This window comes from Sphingomonas jinjuensis (genome assembly GCF_014197105.1).
Taxonomy (GTDB): domain Bacteria; phylum Pseudomonadota; class Alphaproteobacteria; order Sphingomonadales; family Sphingomonadaceae; genus Sphingomonas; species Sphingomonas jinjuensis.
Genome location: NZ_JACIEV010000012.1, coordinates 53,656 through 61,411 on the forward strand (window position 1 = coordinate 53,656; position 7,756 = coordinate 61,411).

7 protein-coding genes, 1 tRNA gene and 1 pseudogene are annotated in these 7,756 nt (G+C 67.6%); 7 read left to right on the top strand and 2 right to left on the bottom strand.

The window, feature by feature from the left end:
- Positions 1–92: 92 nt before the first annotated feature.
- The 7 genes from GGQ80_RS16920 to GGQ80_RS16950 all read left to right on the top strand — a co-directional run bounded on the left by GGQ80_RS16920 (position 93) and on the right by GGQ80_RS16950 (position 6,560).
- A complete protein-coding gene (locus GGQ80_RS16920) occupies positions 93–2,273 on the top strand; it encodes a sodium-translocating pyrophosphatase (protein ID WP_183987052.1) in 2,181 nt (726 codons plus the stop codon).
- Positions 2,274–2,385: 112 nt separating this feature from the next.
- Positions 2,386–4,377 (top strand): alpha/beta hydrolase family protein, encoded by a 1,992-nt coding sequence (locus tag GGQ80_RS16925; protein WP_221364467.1) that lies wholly within the window; start codon positions 2,386–2,388, stop codon positions 4,375–4,377.
- A 147-nt stretch (positions 4,378–4,524) separates the two neighbouring features.
- The gene (gene infA, locus GGQ80_RS16930; protein WP_183987054.1) at positions 4,525–4,770 is read left to right on the top strand and encodes a translation initiation factor IF-1; all 246 of its coding nucleotides are present in this window, start codon (positions 4,525–4,527) and stop codon (positions 4,768–4,770) included.
- Between the two features lie 2 nt (positions 4,771–4,772).
- A complete protein-coding gene (locus GGQ80_RS16935; protein WP_183987056.1) occupies positions 4,773–5,366 on the top strand; it encodes a Maf family protein in 594 nt (197 codons plus the stop codon).
- Entirely contained in the window at positions 5,359–6,291 is a 933-nt protein-coding gene (locus GGQ80_RS16940; RefSeq protein ID WP_183987058.1) for a ribonuclease, read from the top strand. The genes GGQ80_RS16935 and GGQ80_RS16940 overlap by 8 nt, the downstream gene beginning before the upstream one ends.
- On the top strand, positions 6,273–6,452 hold the full coding sequence (locus tag GGQ80_RS16945; RefSeq protein WP_183987060.1) for a DNA gyrase inhibitor YacG: 180 nt from the start codon (positions 6,273–6,275) through the stop codon (positions 6,450–6,452). Before GGQ80_RS16940 ends, GGQ80_RS16945 begins: the two co-directional genes overlap by 19 nt.
- A gap of 32 nt (positions 6,453–6,484) precedes the next feature.
- Positions 6,485–6,560: transfer RNA gene (locus GGQ80_RS16950), tRNA-Phe, on the top strand.
- A 371-nt stretch (positions 6,561–6,931) separates the two neighbouring features.
- Here the strand turns inward: GGQ80_RS16950 and GGQ80_RS16955 are convergent.
- The gene (locus GGQ80_RS16955; RefSeq protein WP_183987068.1) at positions 6,932–7,510 is read right to left on the bottom strand and encodes an MFS transporter; all 579 of its coding nucleotides are present in this window, start codon (positions 7,508–7,510) and stop codon (positions 6,932–6,934) included.
- 94 nt (positions 7,511–7,604) lie between these two features.
- A pseudogene (locus GGQ80_RS18850) lies at positions 7,605–7,756 on the bottom strand (IS3 family transposase); the annotation flags it as partial.

The following is a 7,756-nucleotide window of genomic DNA, read 5'->3' on the forward strand; positions in this document are numbered from 1 at the left end:
GCTTGCAAGCCGGCGGATGGGTGTTAGCCTCGACGAGTCGGGGCGCACCCGGAACAGCCGGGGCATCCCTCGTCAGTAGGGGAAGGATGTTCATGACGACGGTCTATCTCGCCATCGTCTGCGGCCTCATCGCCGTGGTCTATGGTTTCGTCACCAGCCAACAGGTGCTGAGGGCCTCACCCGGCGATGCCCGGATGCAGGACATTGCCAGCGCCATCCAGGAAGGCGCCAAGGCCTATCTCGGCCGGCAATACACCACCATCGCGATCGTCGGCGTCATCGTCGCCGTGATCCTCGCCGTCACGCTCAACCTCGTCTCGACGATCGGCTTCGTCGTCGGCGCGGTGCTGTCGGGCGTCGCCGGCTATGTCGGCATGAACATCTCGGTCCGCGCCAACGTCCGGACGGCGGAGGCGGCACGCCATTCGCTGCAGGGCGGCCTCACCATGGCATTCCGCTCCGGCGCGGTCACGGGCATGCTCGTCGCCGGGCTGGGCCTGCTCGCGATCAGCAGCTTCTTCTGGTATCTCACCGCCGTCGCCGGCCACGCCCCCAACGATCGCGTGATCGTCGAGGCGCTGACCGCGCTGGCCTTCGGCGCCTCGCTCATCTCGATCTTCGCGCGTCTCGGCGGCGGCATCTTCACCAAGGCCGCCGACGTCGGCGCCGATCTGGTCGGCAAGGTCGAGGCGGGCATCCCGGAGGACGATCCCCGCAACCCCGCGGTGATCGCCGACAACGTCGGCGACAACGTCGGCGACTGCGCCGGCATGGCCGCCGACCTGTTCGAGACCTATGTCGTGACCCTCGGCGTGACGATGATCTCGATCGCGCTGCTCGTCCGCGCCGACGCCGCCGAGCTGATGCGGCTGATGAGCCTGCCGCTGATCGTCGGCGGCGTGTGCATCATCACCTCGATTGCCGGCACCTACATGGTCCGGCTCGGCTCGGGCTCGATCATGGGCGCGCTGTACAAGGGCTTCTGGACGTCGGCGCTTCTCGCCGTCCCCGCCATCTACATCGCGACGCAACTCGTGCTCGGCGACATGAATGCGGTCATCGGCGGCGCCGGCTTCCTCGATGCCGGCGCGGGCGCGATCACCGACACGCTCGCGCTCGATGCCGCGGCCCCCGCGGCGCAGACCGTGACGGGCGCCGGCTTTACCGGCTTCGACCTGTTCTGGTGCATGCTGATCGGCCTCGCCGTCACCGGCCTGATCGTCTGGATCACCGAATATTACACTGGCACCAACTTCCGCCCGGTGAAGTCGATCGCCAAGGCCAGCGTCACCGGCCACGGCACCAACGTCATCCAGGGCCTGGCGATCAGCCTCGAGGCGACGGCACTGCCGACGATCGTCATCTGCATCGCGGTGGTCGCGACCTATCAGCTGGCGGGGATCATCGGCATCGCCTTTGCCGCCACCTCGATGCTGGCGCTCGCCGGGATGGTCGTCGCGCTGGACGCTTATGGCCCGGTCACCGACAACGCCGGCGGCATAGCCGAGATGGCGGGGCTACCCGACGACGTGCGCCACCGCACCGATGCGCTCGACGCGGTCGGCAACACGACGAAGGCGGTGACGAAGGGCTATGCGATCGGCTCGGCCGGCCTCGCCGCGCTCGTGCTGTTCGGCGCCTACACCACCGACCTGCAGACCTATTTCCCCGACATCACCGTCGATTTCAGCCTGTCCAATCCGTACGTCATCGTCGGGCTGCTCTTGGGCGCGCTGTTGCCGTACCTGTTCGGCGCGTTCGGCATGACCGCGGTCGGCCGCGCGGCGGGCGCGGTGGTCGAGGAGGTGCGCGGCCAGTTCCGCGACAACCCCGGCATCATGGCGGGGACCAGCCGCCCCAATTACGGCCGCACCGTCGATCTCGTCACCAGGGCCGCGATCAAGGAGATGATCATCCCCTCGCTGCTGCCGGTGCTGTCGCCGATCGCGGTCTACTTCATCATCCGCTGGGTCGCCGGCCAGGCCAACGGCTTCGCGGCATTGGGCGCGATGCTGCTCGGCGTGATCGTGTCGGGCTTGTTCGTCGCGCTGTCGATGACCTCGGGCGGCGGCGCCTGGGACAATGCCAAGAAATATATCGAGGACGGCAACTACGGCGGCAAGGGGTCCGAGGCGCACAAGGCCGCGATCACCGGCGACACCGTGGGCGATCCGTACAAGGACACCGCCGGCCCGGCAGTGAACCCGATGATCAAGATCACCAACATCGTCGCACTGCTGCTGCTCGCGGCGCTGTCGGGCGGGGCTGGCTGACCCTTACGACCTGGCCCCTCCCGGCATGGGAGGGGCAGGACCGCGTTCATCAACCCGCTTGCCCCACCCGCCTGCATTACGCATGATCTCGATCAGTAACCGGGGAGGGTTCATGCGTTTCGTTGACAAGGCTCCGTTGATCGGCGCCGCCATCGTCCTGTCGTCCGCATCGTCGATGCTGGCCGCCCAGACCAAGCTCGACCCCGCTGCCGCGGCGGCGGCGTTTGGCGCGCGCGAGCGGATCATCGACGCCAGCCTGTCGCCCGACGGCAACAAGGTCGCACTGGTCACCCCCGGCCCTGGGCAGGCCACGATCGTCCAGATGCTCGACGTGAAGACCGGCGAGGTAAAGCCGATCAACTATGCCAAGGGCGATCCGATGACGCTGACCGGCTGCGGCTGGGCGAGCGACCGGCGGCTCGTCTGCACGATGTATGGGGTCACCAACAAGGGGACCGGCCCCTATCTCGCCTATCAGCGGCTGATCGCGCTCGATCCCGACGGGAACAGTCCCATCGCGCTCGGCCTCAAGCAGAAGCGCGCCGACTATATCTCCCAAAGCGATGGCTATGTCATCGACTGGCGCGATGGCTCGACCGACAAGGTGCTAATCGCGCGCAATTACGTTCCCTTCAAGGGTGATGGCACGCGCGGTGGCAGCATGGCCGAGGGGCTGGGCGTCGACCTGATCGACACTCGCACCGGCGACGTCGACCATGTCGAGGGCGCCAGCGAACGCGCCGTCCGCTATTGGGGCGACGGGCGCGGCAATGTCCGCCTGATGATGGTCGTGTCGATGCGAGTACCCGGCGAATTCCGCGGCACCTTCGATATCCTCTATCGCCAGGCCGACAGCCGCGACTGGAAGCCGCTGGGCCATTACGACAGCGTTGCGAAGACCGGCATCTATCCCGTGGGGGTCGATGCGACGACCAACGTCGCCTATGTGCTGAAACAGAATGCCGGCCGCGACGCCGTCTATCGCGTCGCCCTCGACGGCAGCGGCAGGGAGGAACTCGCCTTCGCCGATCCGCGGGTCGATGTGTCGGGTATCGTTCGCGCCGGCCGTTCGGGGCGGATCGTCGGCGCTACCTATTCGACCGACATGCCCGAGGTAAAATACTTCGACCCGACCTACGAAAAGCTGATTACCGGGCTCGGCCGTGCCCTGTCGAGCAGTCCGCTGGTCCGCATCGTCGACTCGAGCGCCGACGAGAAGATCCACCTGCTCCACGCCAGTGCCGACACCGATGCGGGTCGCTATTTCCTCTACGATGGCCATCGCAAGGCGATGACCCCGCTTGGCAGCAGCCGGCCCGAGCTGGCGGGCGTGCCGCTCGGGGCGGTCAAGCCGATCAGCTATGCCGCCGCCGATGGCACTCAAATCCCCGCCTATCTGACGCTGCCACTCGGATCGTCTGGCAAGAACCTGCCGGCAATCGTGATGCCGCATGGCGGCCCGGAGTCGCGCGACGACTGGGGCTTTGATTGGTTTGCGCAGTTTTTCGTCAACCGCGGCTATGCGGTGATCCAGCCCAATTACCGCGGCTCGTCGGGCTATGGGCAGGACTGGTTCAAGGAGAACGGCTTCAAATCGTGGAAGGTCGCGATCGGCGACGTCACCGACGCGGGCCGCTGGATGGTGAAGCAGGGCATCGCCGATCCGGCCAGGCTCGCGATCGTCGGCTGGTCCTACGGCGGCTATGCCGCCCTCCAGAGCCAGGTGCTCGACCCCGATATGTTCAAGGCGGTCGTCGCCGTCGCGCCCGTGACGGACCTCGGCATGCTGCGCGGCGAACAGCTCGGGTTCAGCAACGCCACCATCGCGCGCAATTTCATCGGCGACGGCCCGCATATCGCGGAAGGGTCTCCCGCCCGCCACGCCGATGCCTTCAAGGCGCCGGTGATCCTGTTCCACGGCACCAAGGACATCAACGTCGCCACCGCCGAAAGTCGCGCGATGGACAAGGCACTGCGCAGCGCCGGCAAATCATCGTCGCTGACAATCTACCCGGAAATCGACCATCATCTTGAAGACAACGCCGTCCGCCAGGACATGTTGACGAAGATCGATGCCTTCCTGACGAAAAGCCTGCCTCGCTAAGGGCGCGCGGGGGCGGGCATTGCGCCCGCCCCCGCCCCGTCCCATATCCTACCCCGACCGCATCCTACCCGGGGTGCGTCCCCCATCCTTCCCTTTCTGCTCGCCGTCCGCTAAGGGCGGCGCGCTATTGTCTTGCGAGAGGTTTGTTTGGCCAAGGAAGAACTCCTCGAAATGCGCGGCCAGGTGGTCGAGCTGCTGCCCAACGCGATGTTCCGCGTCCGGCTCGAGAACGACCATGAAGTGCTTGGCCACACCGCGGGCAAGATGCGCAAGAACCGCATCCGCGTGCTCGTCGGCGACGAGGTGCTGGTCGAAATGACGCCCTATGACCTCACCAAGGGGCGGATCACCTATCGCTTCATGCCGGGCCGCGGCGGCCCCGGCCCGTCCTGACGATGACGGCTGGCGTGGCGACCGCGCCGCGCCTCGTTCTGGCATCCAGTTCCCCGCGCCGTCGCGATCTCCTCGCGCGGATTGGCGTCGCGCCTGCGCGTGTCGACGCGCCGGCGATCGACGAATCGCCCCGTCATGCCGAGCTGCCCCGCGCCTATGCGCTGCGTCTCGCGGTTGAAAAGGCGCAGGCGATCACCCGCGCCGATGACGAGATCGTCCTCGCCGGCGACACCACCATCGCCCTGGGCCGCCGCATCCTCCCGCCTGCCGATACCGAGGCGGTCCAGCGCGATCTCCTCGCCAAGCTATCTGGCCGCCGCCACCACGCGCTGTCGGCGGTCTGCGTGATCGGTCTCGACGGCAAGGCGCGCACCCGCCTCGCCGACACCGTCGTCGTGTTCAAGCCGCTCTCCGCCGACGATATCGACGCCTATATCGCCAGCGGCGAAGGGCTGGGCAAGGCAGGCGGCTATGCCATCCAGGGTCGCGCCGAGGCCTTCGTCCGCTTCCTTCAGGGGTCGCACTCGGGCGTCGTCGGCCTGCCGCTGTTCGAAACGCGCGCGCTGCTCAAGAGCGCCGGCCTGCCGCTTGGCTGAGTGGCTGTACGAAGACGGCATCGGCGAAGCGCGCGCGGCGCTGGTCGATGACGGCACCATCGTCGAGGCGCTGATCGAGCTGCCCGGCACGCCCCGCCTCGGCACGGTGGCGCGTGGTCGCCGCACCGGCGCCGCCACCGCCCGGCTCGACGACGGCACCGAGGTCGAGCTGGTCCGCGCGCCGCGCACGCTGGCCGAGGGCGCCGCCACGTCGCTGCGCATCGTGCGCGAGGCGATCCCCGAGCCCGGTCGCCTCAAGCCCGCCCGCGCCGAGCCGACCGACGACGCTCCCGCCGCGCTGCCGCCCCTCCCCGATCGCCTTGCCGCCACCGGCCATGCCGTCCGCCGCCTGCATCCCCACGACGCCGACTCGCTCGAAATCGCCGGCTGGTCCGAACTGCTGGCAGAGGCCGAAACCGGCGACATCGGCTTCACCGGCGGCGCGCTGCGGATGTCGCCGACCCCGGCGATGACGTTGTTCGACGTCGACGGTCGCCCCCCGCTCGATGCGCTGTCGATCCTCGCCGCGCGTCAGATCGCCGCCGCGATCCGCCGCCACGGCATCGGCGGTTCGATCGGCATCGACTTCCCGACGCTGGTCGGCAAGGCGCCGCGCCTCGCCATCGCCGAGGCGCTCGACGCCGCGCTGCCGCAGCCGTTCGAGCGCACCGCGGTCAACGGCTTCGGCTTCCTCCAGATCGTCCGCCCCCGGCCCCGTGCCTCGCTGCCCGAGCTGATCCGCGCCGATCCCGCCGCCGCCGCCGCGCGTGCCGCGCTTCGCCGGATCGAGCGGACGCCGCCCGGTGCCCCGACCGACCACGTTCTTTCCCCCGCCGTCGTCCGCCAGCTCGACAGCCGCCCCGACTGGACGGCGGAACTCGTCCGCCGCACGGGCGTCACGCATCGATGGACCAGCCGCCCATGACCTGCCCGCTCTGCGACAAGCCGACCTCGCCCGAATTCAAGCCGTTCTGCTCGCGCGGCTGCCGTGATCGCGATCTGTTGCAGTGGCTCGGCGACGGTTACCGCGTGCCCGGTCCGGCGATCGATGAAGACGGGCTGGACAGCGACCCGACTCGCCCCTAAAGGCACCGCCTCCGGTCCGTATCGCGGCCCGTGCCCAGGTAGCTCAGTTGGTAGAGCATGCGACTGAAAATCGCAGTGTCGGCGGTTCGATCCCGTCCCTGGGCACCACTTGTCCCCGTCCGATTAATCCTGCAGGCTAAGAGACGCGGCGCACACGCTAGCGTTATCACAGGACACGCTTAGCCCCTTCGAATGCCTCGAAATGGGCTTCTTGACAGCTGGAAGGCGTGCCGTCGTCGGCGTTGGCGTTTTTTGCGCGAATCCATCACGTTTCCGCGACGACTTCGGCTCGCTTGCGACCCAAAGCAGCCCAAAGCGAGACTTGGTCTGAGTGTCCGTCTGCTATCTGACACCGATGCAGCGCTAGATTCACACGGCGATATGTCGCGGACAGCCTAGCCGAAAGGCAAGCAAGGTACGAAGGCTCGCCGAGGGGAGGGTCGAGAAGACCGGCGGAAGCCTGCGGGTGGGGTGCGACGCTAGGTTACCGGCATCGTTCGGCTTGACCTCACCGAACGCAGGGCCGCGAGCGCAGCTGCCGTCAAACCGAGTGCGCAGGTCGCACGCCAACCCCACAGGGCATATGCCGAGCCGGCAACGGCCGAACCGAGCGCTCCGGACACGAAGTACGCCGCCATGAAGACGCCGTTCAGCCGAGCGCGGACTGCCGGCGGCATGCCGAATACGTCGCGCTGCCCGAAGACCGCGTGACCGGTCACCCCTGCCCCTATCAGGATTGCGCCGGCACAGAGCATCCACAACTCCGACAGATTACCGATCTCCGCCATCGCCAGGCCGAATCCCACCGCCACCAGAAGGACCGAGGCGATGTTGGCGACCGATGAGTGACCGCGGTCGGCGAGGCGGCCGGCAACAGGTGCAGCGACGACGCTCGCGATGCCCGTCATGGCGTATATCGCTATGTCCGTCTGGGAGAACAGAAAACGGCCTCGCAGGACGAGCGGCACCGCGGTCCAGAAGAGCCCGAACCCGAAGAAGAGATTGCAATGGATGAACGCCCGGTAGCGGACTGAGCTGCCCCCTTCTGATTGGTCAATCGGCTATGACAGCCTGGATCAAGGAAGGGACGACGAATGCCTTCGAAGAAGCACAAGCCCGAGGAGATCATCGGCATGACGTGACCCCAGTCTTTCAACCAGCGGCAACCAGAGACCGACCGGTGTTGTCGCGCATGAGCGCAGGTGAAGCAACGGGCGGGGTTAACCCCGCCCGTTGCTGTTCGAGCCCGGCAGCGAATGCGGCCGGGGTAGCGTAGCCGAGCGACGAGTGCGGCCGCTCGGTGT

What these genes read in the sequence shown, in the direction of transcription:
- GGQ80_RS16925 (WP_221364467.1), top strand. Translation starts at nt 2,386, where the DNA reads ATGCGTTTCGTTGACAAGGCTCCGTTGATCGGCGCCGCCATCGTCCTG.
- GGQ80_RS16945 (WP_183987060.1), top strand. Translation starts at nt 6,273, where the DNA reads ATGGACCAGCCGCCCATGACCTGCCCGCTCTGCGACAAGCCGACCTCG.
- GGQ80_RS16935 (WP_183987056.1), top strand. Translation starts at nt 4,773, where the DNA reads ATGACGGCTGGCGTGGCGACCGCGCCGCGCCTCGTTCTGGCATCCAGT.
- GGQ80_RS16920 (WP_183987052.1), top strand. Translation starts at nt 93, where the DNA reads ATGACGACGGTCTATCTCGCCATCGTCTGCGGCCTCATCGCCGTGGTC.